A 25,088-nucleotide genomic window follows, 5' to 3' on the forward strand; every position below is an offset into this window, starting at 1 on the left:
GCGTGAGCGATCCAATCACACATGCGACTACGCGCAGTGTTCAGCTGCCGGTGCGCGCCTGGGCCAATGCGGCGAGATTGCCTTCGCCGAAGCCATGATGCCCCTGGCGTTGCACGATCTCGAAGAAAATCTCGCCGGCGCGGCGGCGCACGAAGGTCTGGAAAAACAGCAGCGGCACGCCGTCCGCGCCGATCTCGCCATCTACGAGCACATGCGTGCGCCGCAGTCGCTCGACATCGAGCCCGTGGCCCGGCAAACGTGCATCGAGCTGCTCGTAGTAGCGCGGCGGCGGCTCGACGAATTCGACGCCGTTCGCGAGCAGACGCTCGACGCACGCGAAGATGTCGTCGGTGGCGAGCGCGATGTGCTGCACGCCTTCGCCCGGATGATCGGGCAAATACTCGTGCATCAGGTTGGTCCGGCCCGTGCCTTCCTCGTACAGCGGCACGCGGATCGCGCCGCACGGCGACACCATCACGCGCGATTCCGCCGACACATGCCAGTTGGCGTGCAGCTCGTGGATCTCGCGGAAATTCAGCAGGTCGCGATAGAAGTCGATCCACTCCTGCATGCGGCCTTCGCCAACGGTTTGCGTCAGATGGTCGACCGCGATCAGGCCGCTGCCCGCGTGATTCAGATCGGCTGCGGCCGTGTCGATTTCGATGGGCCGGAAGTCGATGTCGAAGATCGAGATATCGCCGAGGCCGCCGCGCTGACCGCCTCGCCCGCGCCAACGATCGACGAAATAGATGTGCGAATCGCCGATGCCTTGAATGGCCGGAATCAGCAGTTCGCCGGCACCGAGGCGTTCGCCTTCGAACGCCCACGCGCCGAGTTCCACCGCGCGTTCGAACGCGCGCTGTGCGTCGGCGACGCGAATCCCGATCGCGCAGATGCCGACCCCGTATTCTTCCGCGTAGCGCGCTGCGAACGAATCGGGCTCCGCGTTGATCAGGAAATTCATCTCGCCCTGGCGATACAGCGTCACATCCTTGCTGATATGACGCGCGATCGCCTTGAAGCCGAGCCGCGTGAAGGTCTCGCCGAGCGCCTGCGGATCGCGCGCGGCGAACTCGACGAACTCGAGGCCGGCCGTGCCGAGCGGATTGTGCTGCGGCGCCAATACGGCGCACTGCGCGGCCTCTGGAGTGGGCAAGTCGCTGGGCATGGCAATCTCCTTGTACGGTCTTTCGACGCGGGGCCGGTCTTTCCGGGTTCGGCGCGAAGTGTTCCGGTCGTTCGCGAGGGGCTGCGTGGTGCGTGCTCGCTCGTGGCGCGCACGCGGCGTGCCGCAGGAACAACGGGCTGCGGCGGCTTTCGCACCGTGTTTTTACACCGGGTCGCGGGGCGTTCGCAACCGTCTGCCCCGCGCGACCTCGCGCACCGCCTCGATAAACGCGCGTCCCACCGTCGACGGCTGCGTATCCGAGCGACGAATCAGCCCCACCGGCTCGCCGGTGCCCGCAAACGGCAGCGGCAAGCGCACCAGCATGCCGTGCGCGAGTTCGTATTCGACCGCGCTTTGCGGCACGAACCACACCGCGCCGTTTTCGAGCGTCAGCGCGCGCCCCGTGGATACCGACAACACCTCGACGAACGCCGACAACGGCGGCACGCCCCACGCGCCGAGCAGGCTCTCGGCCGATTGGCGGATCAGCGTGCCGAACGGCGGCAGCACGATCGGAAATTCCTCCAGCGACGTGGCGGGCAAGGCCTTCCCTTGCGCCAGCGGATGCCCGGCGCGCACGACCGCGATTAGCGGCTCGGTAAACAGTTGCTCGAAACTCAGGCCGACCATCCGCTCCGGGTCCGCGAGGCGGCCGATCGCGAATTCGACCGACCCCGCTTTCAGGCGTTCGAGCAATTCCGGATTTGCGCCGGTCGCGAGGCGCACGATCACGCGCGGCCACTGCGTCACGAACTGTCTCAGCACGGGCGGTACCAGCACCGCGGCGACAGTGGGCAGCACACCGACTTCGAGCGTCGCGGCGGCCGCGCCCTCGGCCCGCGCAAGCAGATCGACGCCTTGGCGCAGCGCGCTCACGCAGGCGCTCGCGTGCGGCATGAAAAGCTGCCCCTCGCGCGTCGGCACTGCGCCGTGACGGCCGCGCTCGAACAGCTTCACGCCGAGAATGGTCTCCAGCTCGGCGACCGTCTTCGATACCGCCGGCTGCGTGATGGACAAACTGTCCGCCGCCCGCTGGACGCTGCCGAACTGCGCGACGGCCAGAAAGCACTGGAGATGACGGAATTTGACGCGGCTATCCGCGAGACTGCGTTGCATAACGGAAGGTTATACGAAACGGGCAAAAACGTCATTTTTCATAACCGCACGTTTTGTATAAAGTGCGAGTCATAACGTCGCATCCCCCCGATTCCTCCAACGGAGACACCTCATGGAAGATTCAATTCTTTCGCCGCGAGATTTCGCGTCCCATCCCGAGTACATCTATCCGCCGTACGGTTCGTCGGTCAAACGCGGTCCGTCGCGTCCGCTGATTCCGCTGAAGGAACGGCTGCGCGACCAGCGCGTACCGGTCTACGGCACCGACGACCTCGGCCCGCTCGACAGCGACCTGACCCGCAACGCGGTGCGCAATGGCGAACCGCTCGGCGAGCGCATCATCGTGACGGGCCGTGTGCTCGACGAAGGCGGCCGCCCGGTGCGCAACACGCTGGTGGAAGTCTGGCAAGCGAACGCCGCCGGCCGCTATGTGCACAAGGCCGACCAGCACGACGCGCCGCTCGACCCGAACTTCCTCGGCGCGGGCCGCTGCATCACCGACAACGAAGGCCGTTACCGCTTCATGACCATCAAGCCGGGCGCGTATCCGTGGGGCAACCACCCGAACGCCTGGCGTCCGCAGCACATCCATTTCTCGCTGTTCGGCGACCACTTCGGCTCGCGTCTCGTCACGCAGATGTACTTTCCCGGCGATCCGCTGCTCGCATTCGACCCGATCTACCAGGGCACGCCCGGGCACGCCCGTGAGCGCATGGTCTCGAAGTTCTCGCTCGACACCACGCAAGAGGCCTACGCGCTCGGCTACGATTTCGACATCGTGCTGCGCGGCCCGAACGAAACCCCGATGGAGCGCTAAGCCATGACGACTCTCAAGCAAACGCCTTCGCAAACCGTTGGTCCGTACTTCGCCTACGGTCTTTGCCCGCAGCAATACGATTTCGACTTCAAGAGCCTGTTCACGAACGTTCTGGCCGACATGGAAGCGGCCGGCGAGCACATCACGATCGTCGGTCAGGTGTTCGACGGCGACGGCAAGGTGATCGGCGACGCGATGATCGAGATGTCGCAAGTCGACTCGAACGGCCACTATCCGGAATCGCGCGAAGAAATTTTGAAGACCGGCTTTCACGGCTTTGCGCGCGTCGGTACGGGCACGGATCCGCACAAGCGCTTCATCGTCGAGACGGTGAAGCCGGGCCGCGCGAATCCCGACGAAGCGCCGCACATCGACATAATCCTGACGATGCGCGGCATGCTGCTGCACACGTTCACGCGCATCTATTTCGAGGACGAAGCGCAGGCGAACGAGCAGGACACCGTGCTGGCGTCGGTGCCGGCCGAGCGCCGTAATACGCTGATCGCGCGCCGCGTTGCCGGTACGGCCAACGTGTATCGCTTCGACATCCACATGCAGGGCAATCAGGAAACCGTGTTTTTCGACCTGTGATGCGCGATTCGTCGCGAGACTCCGAGCAGTAAAGATCGAGCCCGCCTTGCGCGGGCTTTTTTTCGCGCGGGCGTTTTGCGGTGCGCCTGCGCGCGCTCAGCAGCGGAAATGATCGATGCTTTGTCCGGCGTGAATCGCGCGCGCGAGCCACGCCGGTTTATCGCCGCGACCGTCCCACGTGTTACCGAACGCGTCGCGATACAGCACCGCGGCCACGGCGTTCGCATCGGCTTCGAGCGATTCGGCCAGCGCTTCGAATGTGATGCCGTGGTCGTCCATGCGTCGGCGGATCCACGCGATCATGTGCTCGCGCAGGTTCTCGTGGCGTTCGAACAGTCGTTGTTGTCCTTCTCGTTGTTTCATAACGTATTGGTGTCGCAGCTCTTGCTGGCATTAGACAAACGGGCAACTCGCATAGCAACGCGAGGCTCGTCGTGCGTAATTCAATTTGAATGGAAGCAATTCGACGAATTCACGCGATCCATGCAAATGCGTGAAAACCCGCATTTGCAAGAGATGCCTGTCAGATCCTGAATTAAAGCGCCTGAAGTAAAGCGCCTGAGTTGAAGCGCTGGAATCAGGCGAATCGGCTACTCGAAAAATCGGCGTGGCTCGAATTGCGCCCGTGTTTCGCGTCGTGCGTCGCCTCGTCGTGACGAGGGAGCTTCCGCGTATGGAGAGTCATTCTAGCATTCGATGTATTTTGGCCGCAGCAAAGAACTTTTTCTAATTGCACTGCTTGCGCGACTTCCGAGTTTTCGGTATTCGTGGCTTCCGCCGCGCGATTGGCGGACAATGCGAGACTCTGTATTCGCCAGAACATCTGGCATCGGCCCGACATCAGGAGACACGACCATGCCCGCCTCGACCGCCATCCTCACGATCCTCGCCGCGCTGCTATTGGGCGCGATGAGTCCGGGGCCCAGCTTCGTCATCGTCGCACGCAACGCGATCGGTCTGTCGCGCGGCGACGGTCTCGCGACAGCGCTCGGCATGGGTATCGGCGGTGTGTTTTTTAGCGGCATCGCGCTGCTCGGGCTCTATACGCTGCTCGCGACGGTCGAATGGCTCTACGTCGGGCTGAAAGTGGCCGGCGGCGTCTACCTGGTCTATCTGGCGTCGAAAATCTGGCGCGGCGCCGCGAAGCCGCTCGCGTTCAGCGAAACGCGAACCGGCAGCGGCGGCAATCCGCGCAAGTCGTTCTGGATCGGCTTGAGCACGCAGCTCAGCAATCCGAAAACGGCTGTCTATTACGGCAGTATCTTCGCTGCGCTGCTGCCGCAACATCCGCCGGTGTGGTGCTATTTCGCGCTGCCGCCGGCGATCTTCGCGATCGAGGCGGGCTGGTACACGATCGTCGCACTGTGCTTTTCGAGCCAACGGCCGCGCGAAATCTATCTGCGCTGGAAGGGGTGGATCGATCGCATCGCCGCGAGCGCGGTGACCGCGCTGGGCCTGCGGCTGATTTTTAACGCGCACAAGGTGGGAATTTGACGGCAACCCGAAGCGGCGCGCACCGTCGTAACTCGATGCGCGCCACTCGCGCCGCCCTGAATCAGCGGTGATCGCGGCGCGTTACCCTTTCCCCTCCGCCTTGATCCGCGCGCGCAACTCGAACTTCTGGATCTTCCCCGTCGACGTCTTGGGCAACTCGCCAAAGCGCACCGCCTTCGGCAACTTGTAGCCGGCCAGAAACAGCCGGCAGTGCGCGATGATTTCCTCCTCGGTCACCTGCGCGCCTTCCTTCAACTCGATGAACGCGCACGGCACCTCGCCCCACTTCGGATCGGCCATCGCGACCACCGCCGCCACCGACACCGCGGGATGCCGGTACAGCGTGTCCTCGACCTCGATGCTCGAAATGTTCTCACCGCCCGAAATGATGATGTCCTTGCTGCGGTCGCGGATGCGGATATAGCCGTCGGCCGTGCGCACGCCGAGATCGCCGGTATGGAACCAGCCGCCTTCGAAAGCCGCTTCGGTCGCGCGCTCGTTCTTCAGATAGCCCTTCATGCAGATGTTGCCGCGAAACATGATCTCGCCGATCGTTTCGCCGTCGTCCGGCACCGGCGCGAGCGTGTCCGCATCGAGCACCGCGACCGCCGCCTGCAGGTGATAACGCACGCCCTGGCGCGCGGTCAGGTCGGCGCGGATTTGATCGTCGAGCGCGTCCCATTCGTCCTGCTTCGCGCAGACGGCCGCCGGCCCGTAGGTTTCGGTGAGCCCGTACACGTGCGTCAGATCGAAGCCGATCTGCTTCATCTTCGCGATCACCGCGGGCGGTGGCGCGGCGCCCGCGACCATCGTCGACACGCGATGCGTGATGCCCCCGCGCCATTCGGCCGGCGCATTCACGAGCGAACTCTGTACGATCGGCGCTCCGCAGTAATGCGTGATGTGTTCGCGGCGAATCAACTCGAACACGATCTTCGCGTCGAACTTGCGCAGACAGACGTTGACGCCCGCGCGGGCGGCCACCGTCCACGGAAAGCACCAGCCGTTGCAGTGGAACAGCGGCAGCGTCCACAGATAGACCGCGTGCTTCGGCATGTCCCATTCGAGGATGTTGCTCAGCGCGTTCAGATACGCGCCACGGTGATGGTAGACGACGCCCTTCGGGTCACCGGTCGTGCCCGATGTGTAGTTCAGCGCGATCGCGTCCCATTCGTCGGCGGGCGGAGTCCACTCGAAGGAAGGGTCGCCGGTTTGCAGGAACTGCTCGTAGTCCGTCGCGCGAATGAACTGCGCGGCGTCGACGGGCTGCGCGTCGGCCACGCTGATCACGCGGAGCTCCGGGAATTCTAGCGCCGCGCGATGCGCGAGCTCGCCGTATTCGGTGTCGACGATCAGCGCCTTCGCCTCACCGTGGCGCAGCATGAACAGCAGCGTCGCGACGTCGAGCCGCGTGTTCAGTGTATTCAGCACGGCGCCGGCCATCGGCACGCCGAAGTGCGCCTCGACCATCGGCGGGATGTTCGGCAGCAGCGCGGCGACCGTGTCGCCGCGGCAGATGCCGGCCTCGTGCAGCGCGCTCGCGAGCCGCCGCGCACGCTCATAGGTCTCGCGCCAGTTGCGGCGGATCTCCCCATGGACGATCGCGAGCCGCTCGCCATACACTTGCGCGGCGCGCACGAGGAAATCGATCGGCGTCAACGGGACATAATTGGCCTCGCGCCGCCCGAGGCCTTCGTCGAACATGTGCTGTGTCATTGCTTCGTCTCCTGAGGCGCGAGCCGCGCCGCCGATTGTTGACCGTGTTCTATGAATGAACCAGGGTCAAGCCTAGCAATTGTCGTCATGAACTGTCTGTCATTCAAATGACAGAGTGGCGCGACTGTTCGTCGCGTGCGCGTGGTTTCGCGCGCTCGCCGCCGATCATCAGGCGATGGTGCTCGCCAGCGCACACGCCGAGCACTTTGAAGGCGGTGCGTGGATCGCCCGCCGCCAGCAACCGTCCGACTATTGGATCGGCGTGCACTCCGGGCTCGTCAAGCTCGCTATCTAGAACGCGTGGGGCCGCAGCTGCACGCTGTCGGGCGTGCCGCCGGGCGGCTGGTTCGGCGAAGGCAGCGTGATCAAGCGCGAATTGCGCAAATACGACGTGGCCGCGATCCAGCCGTCGCTCGTGATGTTCGTGCCGTCCGCGACCTTCCATATGTTGCTCGAATCGAGTCTGCCGTTCACGGGCTTCGTGATCCGGCAATTGAACAACCGGATGGGGGAATTCATCGCGTCGATCCAGAACACCCGGCTGCTCGACGTGGACGCACGCGTCGCGCAATCGCTCGCGCAACTGTTCAATCCGGATCTGTATCCGGACACGGGTCGCACGCTGGCGATTTCACAGGAAGAAGTCGGTCTGCTCGCGGGAGTGTCGCGGCAGCGCATCAATCAGGCGCTGCAGAACCTCGAGAAGCTGCGGATTTTGCGACTGTCGTATAACCGGATCGAGGTGCTCGATCTCGAGCGGCTGGCTGCGTACGGGCGGGAACAGATCTAGCGACGCGACTGGCGCTCGCTATCCGGCGCGCACGCCGCCCTTGCGCGTCGCGCGCGTTTCGAGAGCGTCGTCGGTCTTGAACAGCGCGAGCATGATCGCGCTCAACACGCCCGTTTTTTTCCAGCGCAGATAGTAGCGATGCGCGGTCTGGTACGGGACGTAGTGCTCGGGCATTGCGCTCCACGGCGCGCGCGTGTGCAGCACCCACATCACGCTATTGAGCACGTGGCGAATTTCGATCGGCGGACGACCACGGCGCGGGCCGTCATCATAATTGTCAAACATGGCAATAGGTCATCGCGCGAGAGCGGCGACGGCGCGGCACGGACGGTGATCTATCATCGGCGCGCCCGGCGGCGGCGCCGTTGCCGTGACGTCCGAACAAGCTTCGGCACAAAGCGCGATCACCAACAGCCGCTGGGGTCTGCGCGGCTCGGAAGACCTCGGCGGCGGTCTCAAGGCGATCTTCGATCTGGAAAGCGGCATCAACCTGCAGGACGGCTCGGCCTCGGATAGCCGGCGCATTTTCAACCGCAACGCGTATGTCGGCGTCAGCAGTCCGTACGGCACGCTGACGCTCGGTCGCCAGAAGACGCCGCTGTTCGACCTGCTCGGCGACACCTACGACCCGCTCACGGTCGGCAACTACAACGAGAACTCGTCGCTGCCTGGCGCGCTCGGCGCGGGGCTTTACGCCGATAACGCGATCAGGTACACGGGCACGTTCAAAGGCCTGACGGTGGCCGCGATGTACTCATTCGGCACGAACTCGGAATCGACCGGCGGCGGCGGCTTCTCGGGCCAGGTGCCAGGCCATCTCGGCGCGGGCAACATGTACGGCCTCACGCTGTCGTACATGGCCGGTCCGCTGTCGGACATGTCGAACGCGGCGATCGGCGCTGGTCAGCTCGGCAGTGGCTATCGCTACACGTTCGTCGCACTGGCCGAGTACGCGCTGTCGAAGCGCACCGAGGTGTACGGCACCGTCGATTTCGACAAGGTGTCGGGCGCGGCGACGGTCGAACTGCCGGGCCGCGACAACCAGACCGGCGTTGCGCTCGGTTTGCGGACAATTTTCTGAATCGTTTCACGTCGTCATGGCAGAACGGGCGTCCCCAGGGACGCCCGTTTTTTTCGCCTCGCATACGGAAACCGGCTCACCGGTCTGCCGCGCGCATAAAAAAAGGTGCCGCGAACGGCACCTTTCTGTACTACAGGCAGCTTCTGCTGAAGCTTAGAAGCGGTGACGCAGACCGACCGTAGCAGCCGTCTGGTTCTTCGACGACGAGGTCGGAACCGTGTTGTCGCCGCTGTAGATCGAAGCCACGCCGCCGTCACCCATTGCGTGCTGGTACACAGCCTGAGCGTAGACGTCGGTGCGACGCGACAGCGAGTAGTCAGCCTGCAGGCCGATCTGGTGGTAACGGGTCTTCATGTCGTTACCGTCGGCGTTGATGCCGTAGCCGCGCGCGTCGGTGAACGTGTACGCGACGCCGAGAGCCATAGCCGGAGTCACGTTGTACTTGCCGTTGATTTCGTAGTTGTTGGTGTGGCCTTGACGCTGACCAGGAGCTTCACCAACCAGGTTGTCGACGCGCGATTGCGTCCATGCCACGCCAACCAGCGCCGGGCCGAAGCCGTACGAAGCGCCTGCGCCGAACTGACGCTGACGGAAGTCGCCTTGCAGCACGCCCGCGGTGTTCGCCAGAACGCCGTCCGATGCGCCGCTTGCGTTAGCAGCCGGGTTGTTTTGCTGAGCGTAGGCAGCACCGAGGTGCAGGCCTTGCCACTGGTATGCGGCGCCCAAGCTGTACTGACGGTTGTTTGCGAAGCCACCAGCCTGGTTCGAGAAGCCGTACGTGCCGCCGAACGTGAAGCCAGCGTAGTTAGCGCTCGAGTACTTGACCGAGTTGTTGACCGACAGACCACCGTTGGTGTTCAGGTTGTCGTTGTTGAACGGGTGCGCGAAGTACGTGCCGCCCCAGCTGCCCGTTGCGGTCAGCGGTGCGAGGTAGTCCTGCGCTGCGTCGTACTGGCGACCCAGCGTGACCGTACCGAATTGCGAGCTCGACAGACCGACGAAGGCCTGACGGTTGAACATGCCGTTGTTGTTAGCGTACTTGCCGTTGTTGATGTTGAAGCCGCTTTCCAACGTGAAGATTGCCTTCAGACCGCCGCCCAGATCTTCCGAACCACGCAGGCCGAACATGCTCTGGTTGATGCCGCCGCTACCTGCTGCCCACTTGGAGTTGTGGGCAACGTTGCTGGTGTACGTCAGACCTGCGTCGAGCAGACCGTACAGGGTCACGCTGCTTTGTGCGTGAGCGACCGAAGCGAACGATGCGGCAGCCGCAACGACGATGAGACTCTTTTTCATGGGAACTCCAATTCGAAAAATTTATACGGGGAGCAGGACCTGCTTCAGCAGCCGATGCATCGCATTTGCCGCCGCCCGCTTGGCCGAACCGTGGGGATCGACCGGGCACCCTTGAAGCGAAGCGTGAGTGTAGGGGGACACCCTGGTACCGACGCAGGCAATTCACGCAACAGGATTTTTCGAAATTCGCAACAATGTTGCTGCCGATGGGGATAACTTCTTGTTTTTCCATCGTTTATTGCAAGATCCAGGTGCCGGATCGCCAGCTCCACCCAAAACGAATTTGCAACGCGTCAATATTCTAAGTTGCGCGTTTGCAACAGTGCTTTAATACGCGTGACGTAATCGGGTCGGAGCAAATTGACGAAAAGACCGGCCGATATTTTTTGTAATCAAATGGTTGAAGTGACGGTTTTCCGCGTCGTTTGAGATTTATTTTTGGAGCGCCGGAACTTAATAGAGTCAAATGCAGTCTTGCTCGCGTACCCGCCAATTAATGGTTTCCGGCGGGGCGATTAACTCGTCGAATCACCAAGACGGCTTATTCACCTAATCTTTATTGACCGACGCAAGCAATCGCTGCCGCCCCCGGGCGGCGCAACGGTCCGAGCCCACCGCGTCGAATCAGCATTCACTATTGAGACACTGCCATTGCGGCGGTCTTCTGATTTCTCGCTTTAGTGAGCACCCTCTGTCACGTCTCTATAAGATGCGCGCGCGATTCGAAAAAGCCTTCAGCACGGACGTTGCCCGGAGGTGAATTGCGACGCCGGCCACCGCGTGACAAGACCCGCGCTGAAGGCGGACGGCATGCATCAACAAGCCTTCCGCATTCAACTAACGGCGGGGTTGCGCCCGCTTTTACACGGAGTTTCCCTGATTACGCGTGATCACCGCTTATGGCTGGCGCGGAGTGCGCTTAAGCGCCTCCTCGTCCGCGGGCGAGGAGCCTGGCGCGAGCGGGTCGGTGTCGGGCGGTGTGTGGGGCAACGGACGCCGCTCGCCGGGGTTGAGGCTGGCACTGGGTCGTCCAGCTGAGGCAGCCGAAGGCCGCCCAAAAAACAAAAAAGGGTTCCGGAATTCGGAACCCTTTTTTCGATACTTTGGTGGGCCGGGTGGGATTCGAACCCACGATGTCCTTTCGGAGGTGGATTATGAGTCCACTGCCTGCAACCAACACGGCGTCCAGCCCAAGAAAAAAGACCCGGTCGTGAAGGCCGGGCCCGTTTCGTCGATTGGCCGACATACTACACGAAAAAGGAGCCTCCGCAACCGCTTCGCTTCGGCGAAACGACCGGGAGGCCCCTTTGATCGCATCATTTGCGGCCAACCGCGGCCGTCGCCGTCAATTCCCTTCGAGGAATGACTTCAGCTTGTCCGAACGGCTCGGATGACGTAGCTTGCGCAGCGCCTTCGCCTCGATCTGACGAATTCGCTCACGCGTCACGTCGAACTGCTTACCGACTTCTTCGAGCGTGTGATCCGTGCTCATCTCGATACCGAAACGCATGCGCAACACCTTCGCTTCGCGCGGCGTCAGCGAATCGAGCACGTCCTTCACGACGTCGCGCATACTCGCGTGCAACGCCGCATCCGCCGGGGCGACCGTGTTCGTATCTTCGATGAAGTCGCCCAGATGAGAATCGTCGTCGTCACCGATCGGCGTTTCCATCGAGATCGGCTCCTTCGCGATCTTCATGATCTTGCGGATCTTGTCTTCCGGCATTTCCATCTTCTCGGCCAGCGTCGCCGGATCCGGCTCGAGACCGGTTTCCTGCAGGATCTGACGCGAGATGCGGTTCATCTTGTTGATCGTTTCGATCATGTGAACCGGAATCCGGATCGTGCGCGCCTGGTCGGCGATCGAACGCGTAATGGCCTGGCGGATCCACCACGTCGCATACGTGGAGAACTTGTAGCCACGACGGTATTCGAACTTGTCCACCGCCTTCATCAGGCCGATGTTGCCTTCCTGAATCAGGTCGAGGAACTGCAGACCGCGGTTCGTGTACTTCTTCGCGATCGAGATCACGAGACGCAGGTTGGCCTCGGTCATTTCGCGCTTCGCCTGGCGCGCCTTAAGCTCGCCGGCCGCCATCTGACGGTTGGTTTCCTTCAGGTCCTTCAGCGGCAGCACCACGCGCGCCTGCAGATCGAGCAGACGTTGCTGCTGTTCGCGGATCGCCGGAATGTTGCGCGTGAGGATCGCGCTATACCCGTGACCTTCGGCGACGATCTTGTCGGCCCATTCGAGGTCCGTCTCGCTGCCTGGGAAACGCGCGATGAATTCCGCACGCGGCATCCCGCACTTGTCGACGACCGTATGCAGGATCTGACGCTCGACCTGACGCACTTCATCCACCTGCGCGCGCAGCGTGTCGCACAACCGCTCGACGGTACGCGCGGTGAAGCGGATTGTCATCAGCTCGTTCTGGATGGTTTCCTGCGCCTTCAGATACGACTTGGACTTGTAGCCTTCCTTCTCGAACGCGCGACGCATCTTGTCGAACCATTCGCTGATCGACGCGAATTTTTCGAGCGACGCGCGCCGCAGCGCTTCGAGCTGCGCCGCGTTGGCGGTGGCTTGCGCCGCGCCATCGTCTTCTTCCTCGTCCTCTTCGTCCTCTTCCTCGGCTTCCTCGTCTTCATTCTCGATCGCTTCCGCCTCCTGCGCGGAGAAGCCGTCGGCGTCTGCCGCGTCGGCGTCGATCAGACCGTCGACGAGTTCGTCGATGCGCGCTTCGTCGTTGGCGACGCGCTCGGCCATCGCGAGAATGTCGGCGATCGTGGTCGGGCACGCGGAGATGGCCATCACCATGTGCTTCAGGCCGTCTTCGATGCGCTTCGCGATTTCGATTTCGCCTTCACGCGTAAGCAGCTCGACCGTGCCCATTTCGCGCATGTACATACGCACGGGATCGGTGGTGCGGCCAAATTCGGAGTCGACGGTGGACAGCGCGACTTCAGCTTCCTCTTCGACTTCGTCGTCTGACGAAGCCGCGGGCGCGTTGTCGTTGAGCAGCAGCGTTTCAGCGTCCGGGGCCTGTTCGTAGACCGCGACGCCCATGTCGTTGAACGTGCTGATGATGCCTTCGATCGCCTCGGTCTCGGTGAAGTTGTCCGGCAGGTGATCGTTGATTTCAGCGTACGTGAGGAAGCCGCGCTCCTTGCCGAGCTTGATCAGGGCGCGCAGCTTGGAGCGACGCTCCTCGAGTTCCTCTACCGTGCCAGGCTGCGACGACGCGAACGCATCCTTCAGCAGCGCTTTTTCCTTTGCACGACGGTCGCGAGCCTTGACCTTCTCCGGCTTGCCCGGTGCGGCAGCAGCGGTTTCTTCGGTCTGGGTTGCATCGTCATCGACGGGTACTTCATTCAGCTTTTTCGTCATGGAGTTCGCCGTACCGGCTGTAGTCTCGATCCCCGGCTGTTGGACAACAGCCGGTTGAACCGTGGATACTGAAGTCACGCGCGCTACCGCATCGTCCTGAACGGCAGCCGCTTCCCTTGCGCTTCTGACACCCGCCCGCTTGGCAGCCGGCGGTGCTACAGCTTTCGCCGCCCGAACCGGTGCGGCCTGCGCGGCCGCAGTGGTCGACGACTTCTTCCCGGCAGCCGGTGCAACGCTGACAGCAGACGTTCTTCTGGCGGATGCAGTCAGCTTGGCTTCGGTAACTTTTCCGGTGCGCTCTTTAGCGCGTGAGCCCGTTGCATGATTTCCGCCTGTCGTCTTTGCCATCGCATCGCCTTTCGCCTTTGCTAGGAAAACCCTTGAAAAAACAAACCGCTAGAAACTTTTGATTATACCATCCGATGTTTCGGCCTCGCCGCTACAGCCCGAGTTGACGCTTCATGTCGGCCCGCTTCCGGTTGAGCTCCGAAAACTCGGCAAACTCTTCCGGCGTATGCCGCGACTGTCGCGAAAGCTGTTCGAGACGATCGCAATAAGCGTCGTATCGCATCTTCAAAATCGCGGCTTTCAGCTCCTCGCCGACAATTCGTTCCTGCTCGCGCCGTTCCTCGATGACGGCCGCGTCCTGCGGGTTCTTTCAGCAGCAAATCCCGGACGTTTTCATCATAGTCTAGAATTTTGCGAAAGATTTCCTCGAAAGTTGGGGCGTTCGCGCCATTTCGCAAGAGATCGGACAACAACTGGAACGCTGCCGAATCGCCGAGGGCTCGCGCGTGCGTCGTCACTTCCGCGAACAGTTCGCCGTGCCGGGTCACGGTGAGCAGCGCCTCTTCGGCCGCTTCGTCGAGCATCGCGACCGTGCGCGGATACATCACCAGATTGCGCAGCGTCTTTTCCTCGATGCCGGTCACGCTGCGCCGGTCCTTGCGGGCCGGCGCCTTGCGCGACGCGGCCGCGATCCGCGCGTCGACCTCGCAAAGCGCCGCGACTTCGCTGAATGGCACATCGAGCCGGTCTGCGAACATATGCATGATCTGCGCGCGCAGCGCATTGGCCGGCAACGCCTGCAGCAGCGGTTTCGCGTCGAACAGCGCGCGGGCCTTGCCTTCGGGCTGATCGAGCTCCTTGCCGGTCAACACCTCGTTGAGCATGAACTGCGACAACGGCATCGCCCGTTCGACCTGTTCGGCGAAAGCCTCGGTGCCGAACTCGCGCACGTAGCTGTCGGGATCATGCTCGCTGGGCAGGAACAGGAAACGGATCGTCCGGTTGTCGGCGGCGTGCGGCAGGCACGCATCGAGCGCGCGACGCGCGGCGCGCCGGCCGGCCGCGTCGCCGTCGAAACTGAAGATGACCGTATCGGTCTGGCGCATCAGTTTCTGCACATGAATCGGCGTGCAAGCGGTGCCGAGGGTCGCGACGGCGTTCTGGAAGCCCAATTGGGCCAGCGCGACCACGTCCATATAACCTTCGACGACCAGCACGTAATGTTGCTCTCGAATCGCAAGACGCGCCTCGAACAGCCCGTACAGCTCGCTGCCCTTGTTAAATAGCGGCGTTTCCGGTGAATTCAAATACTTTGGCTCGCCGCCGTCGAGCACGCGGCCGCCGAAGCCGATCACCTGCCCTTTGACATTGCGGATCGGGAACATGATCCGCTCGCGAAAGCGGTCGTAGCGGCGGTTCTGACCCTGCGCGTCCGACTTTTCGCTGACGATCACGAGACCCGCTTCGACCAGGGCGTCGTCGCGATAGTTCGGGAACGCCGCCTCGAGGTTTTGCCACCCGTCCGGCGCATAGCCGAGACCGAAGCGCGCGGCGACTTCGCCGGTCAGGCCGCGCTTCTTCAAATATTGGATCGCGCCCGGCGCACCGCGCAGTTGCTTACGGTAGTAGTCGCAGGCGGTCTGCATGAGATCGGACAGCGCGGTTGTCACGGCCTTCGATGCCGCCGGCGCGTAGCCGCCGCCATATCCGGGAGAAGCCTCGTGCGGTACGGTGAGACCCACCGATTGCGCGAGCTCGTTGACCGCTTCGGGAAACGACGCGCCCACGTGTTCCATCAGGAAACCGATGGCCGTACCATGCGCACCGCAGCCGAAGCAGTGATAAAACTGTTTAGTCGGACTAACCGTAAACGAGGGGCTCTTCTCGTTGTGAAACGGGCACAGCCCCATGAAGTTCGCGCCGCCCTTTTTCAGCTGCACATACCGGCCGACCACGTCGACGATATCGACGCGGTTGAGCAGGTCCTGCAGGAATGACGGTGGGATCACAGTAAATGACGCTGCCTGGAAAGCTTCAAAATCCAAGCCCGGAGCCCGGGCTCGACACCGCGCCCGGGTCCCGCGCCTCGCCTTCTGGAGGCGCGCGACCCGGACAAATCGACAGAGTTACTTAGCGAGCGCGGCCTTGACCTGTGCGGAGACGGCGGTCATGTCGGCGCGGCCGGCCAGCTTCGGCTTCAGCACGCCCATCACCTTGCCCATGTCCTGCGGGCCGGCAGCGCCGGTTTGCGCGACCGCCGCCTGCACCTCGGCAACGATTTCCGCTTCGGACATCTGCTCAGGCATGTACGCGGAAAGAATAGCCAACTCGGCCTTTTCCTTGTCCGCAAGATCCGTACGTCCTGCGGCCTCGAACTGGCTGATCGAATCCTTGCGCTGCTTGATCATCTTGTCGATGACGGAGGTTATGGCGGCATCGTCGAGCGTGACCCGCTCATCGACTTCACGCTGCTTGATCGCGGCGAGCAGCAGGCGGATCGTCCCGAGACGTTCGGTCTCGCGCGCCCGCATGGCAGCTTTCATATCGTCGTTGATCCGGTCCTTGAGACTCATCACTCACCTGAATTGCGTTGAAAAGTTGAAAAACCGGCCGGTCGACGGCGGCGATACTGCCGCATCAGCACAAAAACCCGCTTGGGACTTCTTCCTCAAGCGGGTTGGCGCAATTTTACGTAGTGGATGCGACCCTGCCGGATGGCCCGATGGGCCGGGTTTGCCATGATGACACCTGTCGTGCCGCCATCGGCTTGGATGCTGCCGCGCCGCGTACAGCGGGCAACGCCAGAATCAGTAGAGCTTCCTTGGCAGCATCTGGCCACGCAGACGCTTGAAATGACGCTTCACTGCCGCCGCTTTCTTGCGCTTGCGTTCGGCTGTGGGTTTCTCGTAAAACTCGCGAGCGCGAAGTTCCGTCAGTAGGCCGTTTTTCTCCATGGTGCGCTTGAAACGGCGCATGGCGACTTCGAACGGCTCATTGTCTTTTACGCGGATGGTCGTCATTTTTCAATAACGGAACTTTGTAAAGGTTCAGGAGTATAGCAGAGCTTTCTCACAAAGCCATTGCGCCGTCAAGCCCCCGGGCATATTCGGCCGCCGCCTCGCCCGCCGCGACACCCGACGCCCACGCCCACTGGAAGTTGTAGCCGCCGAGCCAACCGGTCACGTCGACCGCCTCGCCGATGAAGTAGAGGCCCGGCACCCGCGCGCTCATCATCGTGGTCGATGACAAACCGCGCGTATCGACCCCGCCGCGCGTCACTTCGGCCTTGCGATAACCCTCGGTGCCGTTCGGCGTGAGGGTCCAGCGCGACAGCGCCTCACCGATGCCGCGCAGCGCCTTGTCCGGCAGATCGGCGACGCGGGCCTCGGCAACCATCCGGTGAGTGTCGAGCCACACATGCGCGAGCCGCTGCGGCACCCATTCCGATAGCAGATTGGCGATCTGCCGCTTCGTGCCGCTTTTCGCGTCGATGAGCGCAGTCGCGGCGTCGCGCTCCGGCAGCAGATTGATGTGAATCGGCTCGCCGGGCTGCCAGTAGCTCGAGATCTGCAGCACGCCTGGGCCCGACAGGCCGCGGTGCGTGAGCAGCAGATCTTCGGTGAATTCGGCGCCGGTCTTCGTATTGCCAGTCGACAGCTCTACTTCAAGCGACACGCCCGATAGCGCCGCGAACGGCTCCCAGTCGGCCGGAGCGAAGGTCAGCGGAACCAGCGCGGGACGCGTGTCGATCAACTTGTGGCCGAACTGCCTGGCGATCCGGTACGCGAAATCGGTTGCGCCGATCTTCGGGATCGACAGACCGCCCGTCGCGATCACGAGCGCACGGGCGGCGATCGTGCCCGCCGTCGTGCCGAGCAGGAACTGTCCTTCGGCGTCCTGGCGCACCTCTTCGACCGACAGCGGCGTGCGCCATGCAACCCCACCGGCGTCGCACTCGTTCTTCAGCACGTCGATGACCGCGTCGCTCGACTGATCGCAGAACAGCTGGCCCTTGTGCTTCTCGTGCCATGTCACGCGATGCTGCTTCAGCAGCGCCATGAAATCGCGCGGCGTATAGCGCGCGAGCGCCGAGCGGCAAAAATGCGGATTCGCCGACAGATAATTGGCCGGCCCCGCATACAGATTCGTGAAGTTGCACCGGCCACCGCCGGAAATGCGGATTTTTTCCGCGAGACGCTGCGAGTGGTCGATCAGCGCCACACGCCGGCCGAGTTGACCGGCCACGGCCGCGCACATCATGCCGGCCGCGCCCGCGCCGATCACCGCGATATCGAAGGATTCCATGGGGCCGCATTGTACCTGCCGGGCCCACGCGTCCATGCCGGTGCTCAGCGGGCCGCCTGCGGCCGCCTGTCCGCGCTGGTATACTTTCAGGCTTACCTTTCACTTCCGGACGCGCGTCGCGCGCGCCCGTCTCAAGCGATTCATCATGCTCGTTCTCGGCATCGAAAGCTCCTGCGACGAAACCGGTCTCGCGCTCTACGACACGGAGCGCGGCCTGCTCGCGCACGCGCTGCATTCGCAGATTGCGATGCATCGGGAGTACGGCGGCGTCGTGCCGGAGCTTGCATCGCGCGATCATATCCGCCGCGCGCTGCCGCTGCTCGAAGAGGTGATGGAGCGCGCCGGCGTCGCGCGCGGCGACATCGACGCGATCGCTTACACGCAAGGGCCTGGGCTCGCGGGCGCGCTGCTGGTCGGCGCGAGCGTCGCGAATTCGCTGGCGATGGCGTGGAACAAGCCGACCGTGGGCATTCACCATCTCGAAGGGCATCTGCTGTCGCCGCTGCTCGTCGACGAGCCGCCGCCGTTCCCGTTCGTCGCGCTGCTGGTCTCGGGCGGCCACACGCAGTTGATGCGCGTGACGGACGTCGGCTTCTACGAGACGCTCGGCGAGACGCTCGACGACGCCGCCGGCGAAGCCTTCGACAAAACCGCCAAGCTGCTGGGCCTCGGCTATCCGGGCGGCCCCGAAGTCTCGCGCATGGCCGAGTTCGGTACACCCGGCGCAGTCGTGCTGCCGCGCCCGATGCTGCATTCCGGCGACCTCGATTTCAGCTTCAGCGGCCTGAAGACCGCCGTGCTCACGCACGCGAACCGGCTGGGCGGCGCGAACATCTGCGAGCAGGCCAAGGCCGACCTCGCGCGCGGTTTCGTCGATGCCGCCGTCGACGTGCTGGCCGCGAAATCGCTAGCGGCGCTCAAGCGCACGAAGCTGAACCGGCTGGTGGTGGCGGGCGGCGTCGGCGCGAACCGGCAATTGCGCGAAGCGCTGTCGGCCGCCGCGCAGAAGCGCAATTTCTACGTCCACTACCCGGACCTGTCGCTGTGCACGGACAACGGGGCGATGATCGCGCTGGCCGGCGCGCTGCGTTTGCAACGCTGGCCCGAACAGGCCGGCCACGACTACGCGTTCACCGTGAAGCCGCGTTGGGATCTGACGTCGCTCGCGCACTGAACCGCCGCCCCAAGAGGACAAAAAGCCGCTTTACAAGCGGCTTTTTTGCTTCAATGCCTTCGCAACGAAACGGCGTGGAGCGATCAGGAACGTATCAGGCGAGGCGCTTGTCCCGCTCGATCACCGCATACGCGCTGTGATTGTGAATCGACTCGAAGTTCTCCGCTTCGAGCACATACGCGACGATGCGCTCGTCGGCATTCAGACGCTGGGCAACGTCGCGCACGAGGTCTTCGACGAACTTCGGATTTTCATACGCGCGCTCGGTGACGAACTTCTCGTCCGGGCGCTTGAGCAGGCCCCACAGTTCACACGACGCTTCTTCCTCGGCGATACGGATCAACTCTTCGACAGCGACGTCGCCGTTCAACTCGGCATCGATCGTCACGTGCGAACGCTGATTGTGCGCGCCGTACTGCGAGATCTTCTTCGAGCACGGGCACAGGCTCGTGACCGGCACCAGCACCTTCAGGAACACCCGCGTCGCGCCATGGCGGGTCTCACCGGTCAGCGTGACTTCATAATCGAGCAAGCTCTGCACGCCCGACACCGGCGCGGTCTTGTTCACGAAGTACGGGAACGACACTTCGATGCGGCCCGCCTCGGCCTCGAGTTTTTCGAGCATAGCCGCGAGCATCGTGCGGAAGGTGGCCGGTTCGAGCGGCGCCTTGTTCTCTTCGAGCAACGCGACGAAGCGCGACATGTGGGTGCCCTTCTGCTCGGCCGGCAGATGCACGTCGAGATTCCACGTGCCGACCGACGGCTGCACTTCGCCACCTTGCGTGCGAATCGTCAATGGATGACGCACGCCCCTCACGCCGACCCGCTGGATCGGAATCTGGCGCATGTCGGGGGTGCTTTGCACGTCGGGCATCACGAAAGCGGGATTCATCTGATTCATTCTTTTGTCCTTTCTGGAAAGCGCCGGGCTGCACCAAGGTTTCGCTGCATCGGCGACTATCGCGCAGCGAGTGCAAGGCACCCAACGGCCATGCGGATCAGTGCGCGCAACGGCGAACGCCGGCTCGCGCCGGCGTTGGGTGACGGCCCACAACACCCGTCGGTTCAAACTGGAGATTGCCGAAGCCGCCGTCGCATGACGGCGGCATGAGTCGAACCTACGACGGCACGACAGCCGACAGCGCTTTACGCGACGCGCTTCACGGACGACTGACCGCCGACCGCCCCGCTCGCAAGGAAGCGTTCGCGGATCGACCGGGCGATACCCGCGGCGTCGAGACCGCACGCGGCGAGCAGCTTGGCCGGGTCCCCGTGATCGATGAACCGATCGGGGAGCCCCAATTGTAGTACGGGACGCATAACCCCACTTGCGAGCAGGGCTTCGACGCACGCCGAACCCGCGCCACCCATGATGGAGCCTTCCTCGACGGTGACGATCGCGTCGTGCGTCTCGGCCAGCTTGCGCACGAGTTCGGTGTCGAGCGGCTTCACGAAGCGCATGTTCGCGACGGTGGCGTCGAGTTGCTCGGCGGCCGCGAGCGACGGCGCGACCATCGTGCCAAACGCGAGAATCGCGATGCGCTTGCCGGCCGGCGCCGACGTCTCGCGACGCACTTCGCCCTTGCCGAGCGGCAACGCGGCCATCTGCTTGACCGTTGCGACCCCGGTACCCGCGCCGCGCGGGTAGCGCACAGCGGTCGGATGCGACTGCTGCAACGCGGTGTACAGCATCTGGCGGCACTCGTTTTCGTCAGACGGCGCCATCACGGTCATGTTCGGAATACAACGCATGAACGCGAGGTCGTACGCGCCCGCATGCGTCGCGCCGTCCGCACCAACGAGACCCGCACGATCGATTGCGAACACCACCGGCAGGTTTTGCAGCGCGACGTCGTGAATCAGCTGGTCATACGCGCGTTGCAGAAAGGTCGAATAGATCGCGACGACAGGCTTCATGCCGTCCGCGGCAAGGCCGCCCGCGAACGTCACCGCGTGCTGCTCGGCGATGCCGACGTCGAAGTAACGGTCCGGGAAGCGCTTTTCGAACTCGACCATGCCCGAGCCTTCACGCATTGCCGGCGTAATGCCGATCACGCGCGAGTCGAGCTCGGCCGCGTCGCACAGCCACTCGCCGAACACCTGCGTGTAGGTCTTTTTCGACGGCGTCGCGGCCGGTTTGATACCCTCGGCCGGATTGAACTTGCCCGGGCCGTGGTACAGCACCGGATCAGCCTCGGCCAGCTTGTAGCCTTGGCCTTTCTTCGTGACCACGTGCAGGAATTGCGGCCCGCGCAGTTCCTTGATGTTTTGCAGCGTCGGAATCAGCGAATCGAGATCGTGACCGTCGATTGGTCCGATGTAGTTGAAGCCGAACTCTTCGAACAGCGTCGCCGGCACGATCATGCCCTTCGCGTGCTCCTCGAGCTTGCGCGCGAGATCGAGCACCGGCGGCGCGACGCGCAGCACGCGCTCGACGCCCGCGCGCGCAGCCGCATAGAAGCGCCCGGACATCAGACGCGCGAGATGGCGATTCAGCGCGCCGACCGGCGGCGAGATCGACATGTCGTTGTCGTTGAGGATCACGAGCAGCGGCACGTCGTCTTCGACGCCCGCGTTGTTCATTGCCTCGAAGGCCATGCCGGCCGTCATCGCGCCGTCGCCGATCACGGCGATGCCCATGCGGTTGTCGCCTTGCAGCTTGCTCGCGATCGCCATGCCGAGCGCGGCCGAAATCGACGTGCTCGAGTGCGCGGTGCCGAAGGTGTCGTATTCCGATTCGTCGCGCTTCGGGAAGCCCGAGATGCCGCCCAACTGACGCAGCGTGTGCATCTGGTCGCGACGACCGGTCAGGATCTTGTGCGGATAGGTCTGATGGCCGACGTCCCAGACGATCCGGTCGTGCGGCGTATCGAAGACGTAGTGCAGCGCGATGGTCAACTCGACCGTGCCGAGGTTGGACGAGAGATGGCCGCCCGTCTGCGATACGCTGTCGAGCACGAAGGCACGCAACTCGTCGGCAAGCGGGTGCAATTGGCGGCGATCGAGGCGGCGCAGGGCTGCCGGGTCGTCGATGGTTTTCAGCAAGTCGTACATCGTCGTTCCATTGTAGGAAAACTTACGCGCCCGCACTTCATACATGCACCCCGGGGATGGAGGGTGCGCGGCGGCGGGCTTTCGCGTTCAGCTGACCCGGTTCACCACCAGGTCGGCCAGTTCGGCAAGACGCTGCGCGCGCGCGCCGAACGGCGCGAGCGCGGCGTGCGCGTCGCTGCGCAGTTGCGCCGCGAGCGCGCGCGACGCGTCGAGCCCAATAATCGACACGTAGGTCGGCTTGCCGTCCTTCGCGTCCTTGCCGGCGGTCTTGCCGAGCGTTGCGGAGTCGGTCGTGACGTCGAGAATGTCGTCGACGACCTGAAACGCAAGACCGACCGCGGCGGCGTAGGCGTCGAGCGACGCCAGACCCTGCGCGTCCGGCGTCTCGCCGGCCAATGCGCCCATGCGCACGGCCGCGCGCAGCAGCGCGCCGGTCTTCATGCGATGCATGGTCTCGAGCTGCGGGCGGGTCAGCGTGTGGCCGACGCTCGCCAGATCGATGGCCTGGCCGCCGCACATGCCGATCGAGCCGCTTGCGAGCGCGAGTTCGCGTACGAGCGAGGCCTGCTGCGGCCGGCCGAGTACGTCGGACGTGAGCACGATGAATGCTTGCGACTGCAGCGCGTCGCCGACCAGCAGCGCGGTCGCTTCGTCATACTTGACGTGGACCGTCGGCTTGCCGCGGCGCAGTTCGTCGTCGTCCATGCAGGGCATGTCGTCGTGCACGAGCGAGTACACGTGAATCATTTCCAGCGCCGCCGCCGCCGCATCGAGGCATTCGGCACGCGCGCCGGTCAGCTCGCCGGCCGCGTGGCACAGGAGCGGCCGCACCCGCTTGCCGCCGCCGAGCACCGCATAGCGCATCGCCTCGTGCAACCTGGCGGGTTCGGTCGTCTCGGCCGGCAGATAGTGTTCCAGAGCCGTTTCGACGCGTTCGAGCACCGAGCGCGTCCATTGTTCGAATGTCATAGGTCGTCCCCGCTCTCAGTCGCGGCTGTTCCTGCGGTATTCATGGGCAGCGGCTTGAGGGTCTCGCCATCGAGGACCCGCACCTGCTGCTCGACCTTTTCGAGCTGCTGTTGACAGAATGCGACAAGTGCCGCCCCGCGACGGTAAGCGGCCAGCGATTCCTCGAGGCTCAGACTGCCGCCTTCCATGCGCGCGACGAGCTCTTCCAGTTCGGTCTGCGCGGCCTCGTAGTTCTCCGGCAGCGGCGCGCTATCGCCGCTTTCGGCTGGTGCGGCGGCGGAATCGTTCGATGCGGTCTTCGCCATGAATAGTCGCAAAATTAAAACAAGTCGGACATTCTACGGCAAAAGCGACATTTTCGATCCGCCCGCCGGCCTGCGCCCCGCCGTGCTGTCTCGCTTCGAGCCTGTCCGATGCCCACCCTTGCCCCGCTTCGACCCTGAAGTCTCGCAGAAAAAAAGCTCGAGGTCTGCGGCGAAAATGCCGAACTTTCTTGACATTTTTAACCCAAATCAGGGACTTAAGTGCCCCTGTCACAGGGAAACGGGTATAATTGCGGGCTCCCTAAATCGAATCTTCGATGGTTGGGTTGTTCACTGCTTTCACGTCTTCATCGGGAGTGGGAATGTCCAATCTGAGCAATGCATTGCAGTTGCGGTCTGTTCATAGCCAGCTGCCAGTCACGGCTTACTTTGACGAAGCGCTTCTTACGCGCGAAATCGACACCCTTTTCAAGAAAGGTCCTCGCTACATCGGCCACGATCTCATGGTGCCCGAAGCGGGGGATTATTTTGCCTTGCCCAGCGAACGCGAGGGGCGGGTACTCGTCCGTAACCAGCTGTCGCAAGTCGAGTTGCTGTCGAACGTGTGCCGCCACCGGCAAGCCATCATGCTCAACGGCCGCGGCCAGACGCAGAACATCGTCTGTCCGCTGCATCGCTGGACGTACGACCTGAAGGGCGAGCTGCTCGGCGCGCCCCATTTCGCCGACAACCCGTGCCTGAATCTCGGCGCCACGCCACTGCGGAACTGGCAGGGTCTCCTGTTCGAGGCCCAAGGTCGGGACGTCGCGAAAGATCTCGCACGCCTCGGCACCAAGCGCCATTTCGATTTCTCGGGCTTCATGTTCGATCACGTCGAAGTCCATGAGTGCAACTACAACTGGAAGACCTTCATCGAGGTCTATCTGGAGGACTATCACGTCGCACCGTTCCATCCGGGCCTCGGCAGCTTCGTCAATTGCGACGATCTGACGTGGGAGTTCGGCGACTGGTACAGCGTGCAGACGGTCGGCGTGCACAAGGCGCTCGAGCAACCGGGCAGCCCGACGTATCGCAAGTGGCACGACGAAGTGCTGCGCTTTCGCGACGGCAATCCGCCCGAGTTCGGCGCGATCTGGATGGTGTACTACCCGGGCATCATGATCGAGTGGTATCCGCACGTGCTGGTCGTGTCGTGGCTGATTCCGCGCGGTCCGCAGAAGACCACCAACGTGGTGGAGTTCTATTACCCCGAGGAAATCGCGCTGTTCGAGCGCGACTTCGTCGAAGCCGAGCGCGCCGCCTATATGGAGACAGCCCGCGAAGACGACGAGATCGCCGAGCGCATGGACGCCGGCCGCCTCGCGTTGATGGAGCGCGGCGAATCACAGGTCGGACCGTATCAGAGCCCGATGGAAGACGGTATGCAGCACTTCCACGAGTTTCTGCGGCGCGAACTCGGCACGATCTGATCCGCGCCGCGTGGCGCATCGATCGACTCAAGGAAAGACGGGCTTCGACCCGTCTTTTTTTGTTTAGACTACCGATATAGACCGGCCATGCGCCAGCCGCGTGAACGAC

General features: G+C 63.2%; 20 protein-coding genes, 1 tRNA gene and 2 pseudogenes. 7 read left to right on the top strand and 16 right to left on the bottom strand.

What is annotated here, in order from left to right; translation table 11 throughout:
- Positions 1-40: 40 nt before the first annotated feature.
- A complete protein-coding gene (locus OKW37_RS22245; protein WP_429403804.1) occupies positions 41-1,168 on the bottom strand; it encodes a 4-hydroxyphenylpyruvate dioxygenase family protein in 1,128 nt (375 codons plus the stop codon).
- Positions 1,169-1,330: 162 nt separating this feature from the next.
- A complete protein-coding gene (gene pcaQ, locus OKW37_RS22250; RefSeq protein WP_429403805.1) occupies positions 1,331-2,284 on the bottom strand; it encodes a pca operon transcription factor PcaQ in 954 nt (317 codons plus the stop codon).
- A 112-nt stretch (positions 2,285-2,396) separates the two neighbouring features.
- Here pcaQ and pcaH point away from each other — a divergent pair, with 112 nt between their 5' ends.
- Positions 2,397-3,101 carry a protocatechuate 3,4-dioxygenase subunit beta gene (gene pcaH, locus OKW37_RS22255; protein WP_429403806.1) on the top strand — a complete coding sequence of 235 codons (705 nt, stop codon included), beginning with the start codon at positions 2,397-2,399 and terminating at the stop codon, positions 3,099-3,101.
- A 3-nt stretch (positions 3,102-3,104) separates the two neighbouring features.
- A complete protein-coding gene (gene pcaG / locus OKW37_RS22260) occupies positions 3,105-3,692 on the top strand; it encodes a protocatechuate 3,4-dioxygenase subunit alpha (RefSeq protein ID WP_429403807.1) in 588 nt (195 codons plus the stop codon).
- 96 nt (positions 3,693-3,788) lie between these two features.
- On the opposite strand, the gene OKW37_RS22265 is transcribed toward pcaG, so the two are convergent.
- Positions 3,789-4,055, bottom strand: a complete 267-nt coding sequence (locus tag OKW37_RS22265) for an H-NS family nucleoid-associated regulatory protein (protein WP_429403808.1) — start codon at positions 4,053-4,055, stop codon at positions 3,789-3,791.
- Positions 4,056-4,547: 492 nt separating this feature from the next.
- Here OKW37_RS22265 and OKW37_RS22270 point away from each other — a divergent pair, with 492 nt between their 5' ends.
- Entirely contained in the window at positions 4,548-5,186 is a 639-nt protein-coding gene (locus tag OKW37_RS22270; RefSeq protein ID WP_184057444.1) for a LysE family translocator, read from the top strand.
- An 81-nt stretch (positions 5,187-5,267) separates the two neighbouring features.
- On the opposite strand, the gene OKW37_RS22275 is transcribed toward OKW37_RS22270, so the two are convergent.
- A complete protein-coding gene (locus OKW37_RS22275; RefSeq protein ID WP_429403809.1) occupies positions 5,268-6,902 on the bottom strand; it encodes an acyl-CoA synthetase in 1,635 nt (544 codons plus the stop codon).
- Between the two features lie 115 nt (positions 6,903-7,017).
- On the opposite strand from OKW37_RS22275, the pseudogene OKW37_RS22280 reads away from it, so the two are divergent.
- Positions 7,018-7,692: pseudogene (locus tag OKW37_RS22280) on the top strand (Crp/Fnr family transcriptional regulator).
- An 18-nt stretch (positions 7,693-7,710) separates the two neighbouring features.
- Here the strand turns inward: OKW37_RS22280 and OKW37_RS22285 are convergent.
- Positions 7,711-7,977, bottom strand: a complete 267-nt coding sequence (locus tag OKW37_RS22285; RefSeq protein WP_184057447.1) for a transposase — start codon at positions 7,975-7,977, stop codon at positions 7,711-7,713.
- Positions 7,978-8,032: 55 nt separating this feature from the next.
- Between OKW37_RS22285 and OKW37_RS22290 the strand changes: the two genes are divergently transcribed.
- Positions 8,033-8,773, top strand: a complete 741-nt coding sequence (locus OKW37_RS22290) for a porin (protein WP_429404386.1) — start codon at positions 8,033-8,035, stop codon at positions 8,771-8,773.
- 153 nt (positions 8,774-8,926) lie between these two features.
- Here the strand turns inward: OKW37_RS22290 and OKW37_RS22295 are convergent, their stop codons facing one another.
- The 7 genes and pseudogenes from OKW37_RS22295 to OKW37_RS22325 all read right to left on the bottom strand — a co-directional run bounded on the left by OKW37_RS22295 (position 8,927) and on the right by OKW37_RS22325 (position 18,050).
- Positions 8,927-10,069: a porin gene (locus OKW37_RS22295; protein ID WP_429403810.1), complete on the bottom strand. Its 1,143-nt coding sequence runs from the start codon at positions 10,067-10,069 to the stop codon at positions 8,927-8,929.
- Positions 10,070-11,173: 1,104 nt separating this feature from the next.
- Positions 11,174-11,261 (bottom strand) — tRNA-Ile (locus OKW37_RS22300).
- Between the two features lie 153 nt (positions 11,262-11,414).
- Positions 11,415-13,805, bottom strand: a complete 2,391-nt coding sequence (rpoD, locus tag OKW37_RS22305) for an RNA polymerase sigma factor RpoD (protein WP_184057451.1) — start codon at positions 13,803-13,805, stop codon at positions 11,415-11,417.
- A 91-nt stretch (positions 13,806-13,896) separates the two neighbouring features.
- A pseudogene (gene dnaG / locus OKW37_RS22310) lies at positions 13,897-15,754 on the bottom strand (DNA primase).
- Between the two features lie 117 nt (positions 15,755-15,871).
- On the bottom strand, positions 15,872-16,318 hold the full coding sequence (locus OKW37_RS22315) for a GatB/YqeY domain-containing protein (protein WP_184057455.1): 447 nt from the start codon (positions 16,316-16,318) through the stop codon (positions 15,872-15,874).
- 234 nt (positions 16,319-16,552) lie between these two features.
- Positions 16,553-16,765, bottom strand: coding sequence for a 30S ribosomal protein S21 (gene rpsU / locus OKW37_RS22320; RefSeq protein WP_018424196.1), 213 nt, complete (start codon positions 16,763-16,765; stop codon positions 16,553-16,555).
- A 49-nt stretch (positions 16,766-16,814) separates the two neighbouring features.
- Complete coding sequence (locus OKW37_RS22325) at positions 16,815-18,050, bottom strand: NAD(P)/FAD-dependent oxidoreductase (protein ID WP_429403812.1); 1,236 nt, start codon at positions 18,048-18,050, stop codon at positions 16,815-16,817.
- Between the two features lie 145 nt (positions 18,051-18,195).
- On the opposite strand from OKW37_RS22325, the gene tsaD reads away from it, so the two are divergent.
- On the top strand, positions 18,196-19,224 hold the full coding sequence (gene tsaD, locus OKW37_RS22330; RefSeq protein WP_184054832.1) for a tRNA (adenosine(37)-N6)-threonylcarbamoyltransferase complex transferase subunit TsaD: 1,029 nt from the start codon (positions 18,196-18,198) through the stop codon (positions 19,222-19,224).
- A gap of 94 nt (positions 19,225-19,318) precedes the next feature.
- Here tsaD and folE2 read toward each other — a convergent pair whose 3' ends face one another.
- The 4 genes from folE2 to OKW37_RS22350 all read right to left on the bottom strand — a co-directional run bounded on the left by folE2 (position 19,319) and on the right by OKW37_RS22350 (position 23,552).
- A complete protein-coding gene (folE2, locus tag OKW37_RS22335; RefSeq protein ID WP_090808410.1) occupies positions 19,319-20,125 on the bottom strand; it encodes a GTP cyclohydrolase FolE2 in 807 nt (268 codons plus the stop codon).
- A gap of 245 nt (positions 20,126-20,370) precedes the next feature.
- Positions 20,371-22,278, bottom strand: coding sequence for a 1-deoxy-D-xylulose-5-phosphate synthase (gene dxs / locus OKW37_RS22340; protein ID WP_184057459.1), 1,908 nt, complete (start codon positions 22,276-22,278; stop codon positions 20,371-20,373).
- 87 nt (positions 22,279-22,365) lie between these two features.
- On the bottom strand, positions 22,366-23,247 hold the full coding sequence (locus OKW37_RS22345) for a polyprenyl synthetase family protein (protein WP_184057461.1): 882 nt from the start codon (positions 23,245-23,247) through the stop codon (positions 22,366-22,368).
- Positions 23,244-23,552: an exodeoxyribonuclease VII small subunit gene (locus OKW37_RS22350; RefSeq protein WP_090808406.1), complete on the bottom strand. Its 309-nt coding sequence runs from the start codon at positions 23,550-23,552 to the stop codon at positions 23,244-23,246. The genes OKW37_RS22345 and OKW37_RS22350 overlap by 4 nt, the downstream gene beginning before the upstream one ends.
- 320 nt (positions 23,553-23,872) lie before the next feature.
- Here OKW37_RS22350 and OKW37_RS22355 point away from each other — a divergent pair, with 320 nt between their 5' ends.
- Positions 23,873-24,979 (top strand): aromatic ring-hydroxylating oxygenase subunit alpha, encoded by a 1,107-nt coding sequence (locus tag OKW37_RS22355; RefSeq protein WP_429403813.1) that lies wholly within the window; start codon positions 23,873-23,875, stop codon positions 24,977-24,979.
- Positions 24,980-25,088 lie beyond the last annotated feature (109 nt).

The organism is Paraburkholderia sp. MM5482-R2 (assembly GCF_050436125.1).
GTDB classification, from domain to species: domain Bacteria; phylum Pseudomonadota; class Gammaproteobacteria; order Burkholderiales; family Burkholderiaceae; genus Paraburkholderia; species Paraburkholderia tuberum.

What these genes read in the sequence shown, in the direction of transcription:
- OKW37_RS22245 (WP_429403804.1), bottom strand. Translation starts at nt 1,168, where the DNA reads ATGCCCAGCGACTTGCCCACTCCAGAGGCCGCGCAGTGCGCCGTATTG.
- pcaQ (WP_429403805.1), bottom strand. Translation starts at nt 2,284, where the DNA reads ATGCAACGCAGTCTCGCGGATAGCCGCGTCAAATTCCGTCATCTCCAG.
- pcaH (WP_429403806.1), top strand. Translation starts at nt 2,397, where the DNA reads ATGGAAGATTCAATTCTTTCGCCGCGAGATTTCGCGTCCCATCCCGAG.
- pcaG (WP_429403807.1), top strand. Translation starts at nt 3,105, where the DNA reads ATGACGACTCTCAAGCAAACGCCTTCGCAAACCGTTGGTCCGTACTTC.
- OKW37_RS22265 (WP_429403808.1), bottom strand. Translation starts at nt 4,055, where the DNA reads ATGAAACAACGAGAAGGACAACAACGACTGTTCGAACGCCACGAGAAC.
- OKW37_RS22270 (WP_184057444.1), top strand. Translation starts at nt 4,548, where the DNA reads ATGCCCGCCTCGACCGCCATCCTCACGATCCTCGCCGCGCTGCTATTG.
- OKW37_RS22275 (WP_429403809.1), bottom strand. Translation starts at nt 6,902, where the DNA reads ATGACACAGCACATGTTCGACGAAGGCCTCGGGCGGCGCGAGGCCAAT.
- OKW37_RS22285 (WP_184057447.1), bottom strand. Translation starts at nt 7,977, where the DNA reads ATGTTTGACAATTATGATGACGGCCCGCGCCGTGGTCGTCCGCCGATC.
- OKW37_RS22295 (WP_429403810.1), bottom strand. Translation starts at nt 10,069, where the DNA reads ATGAAAAAGAGTCTCATCGTCGTTGCGGCTGCCGCATCGTTCGCTTCG.
- rpoD (WP_184057451.1), bottom strand. Translation starts at nt 13,805, where the DNA reads ATGGCAAAGACGACAGGCGGAAATCATGCAACGGGCTCACGCGCTAAA.
- OKW37_RS22315 (WP_184057455.1), bottom strand. Translation starts at nt 16,318, where the DNA reads ATGAGTCTCAAGGACCGGATCAACGACGATATGAAAGCTGCCATGCGG.
- rpsU (WP_018424196.1), bottom strand. Translation starts at nt 16,765, where the DNA reads ATGACGACCATCCGCGTAAAAGACAATGAGCCGTTCGAAGTCGCCATG.
- OKW37_RS22325 (WP_429403812.1), bottom strand. Translation starts at nt 18,050, where the DNA reads ATGGAATCCTTCGATATCGCGGTGATCGGCGCGGGCGCGGCCGGCATG.
- tsaD (WP_184054832.1), top strand. Translation starts at nt 18,196, where the DNA reads ATGCTCGTTCTCGGCATCGAAAGCTCCTGCGACGAAACCGGTCTCGCG.
- folE2 (WP_090808410.1), bottom strand. Translation starts at nt 20,125, where the DNA reads ATGAATCAGATGAATCCCGCTTTCGTGATGCCCGACGTGCAAAGCACC.
- dxs (WP_184057459.1), bottom strand. Translation starts at nt 22,278, where the DNA reads ATGTACGACTTGCTGAAAACCATCGACGACCCGGCAGCCCTGCGCCGC.
- OKW37_RS22345 (WP_184057461.1), bottom strand. Translation starts at nt 23,247, where the DNA reads ATGACATTCGAACAATGGACGCGCTCGGTGCTCGAACGCGTCGAAACG.
- OKW37_RS22350 (WP_090808406.1), bottom strand. Translation starts at nt 23,552, where the DNA reads ATGGCGAAGACCGCATCGAACGATTCCGCCGCCGCACCAGCCGAAAGC.
- OKW37_RS22355 (WP_429403813.1), top strand. Translation starts at nt 23,873, where the DNA reads ATGTCCAATCTGAGCAATGCATTGCAGTTGCGGTCTGTTCATAGCCAG.